This window comes from Chryseobacterium sp. SIMBA_038 (genome assembly GCF_046535115.1).
In the GTDB taxonomy this organism is placed as follows: Bacteria; Bacteroidota; Bacteroidia; order Flavobacteriales; family Weeksellaceae; genus Chryseobacterium.
The window spans coordinates 1-255 of record NZ_JAWRXH010000304.1 but is presented as its reverse complement, the minus strand read 5'-3'; the positions used below and the strand labels follow the sequence as shown (position 1 = coordinate 255).

At 35.3% G+C, this 255-nt stretch carries 1 pseudogene; it reads right to left on the bottom strand.

Going from position 1 to position 255, the window contains the following annotated elements:
• Window positions 1-203 (bottom strand): annotated as a pseudogene (locus tag SB689_RS23660) (alkaline phosphatase); the annotation flags it as partial.
• Window positions 204-255: the final 52 nt, after the last annotated feature.

Below are 255 nucleotides of genomic sequence, written 5' to 3'. Positions count from 1 at the left end.
TCCGCAGCATAGTTTTGATCAAGATCTCCATCGAAATAAAGATAATTGGGATAGTTTTTAAAATCAGCAGGCTGAGGTCTCCCCCCTGTAATAACAATTTTCACTCCCGAATTGCCAGTAATTTCGGGATATTTCTTCAATGTACTAACCAATGCGTTCAGGGTAGTTTTATAATCCTGCTTAATATCGATTAGCAATTGCAATTTTTTATTCGAGTCAGGGTAAATATTCCCTTTGTTCAGTTTTATTTGATTT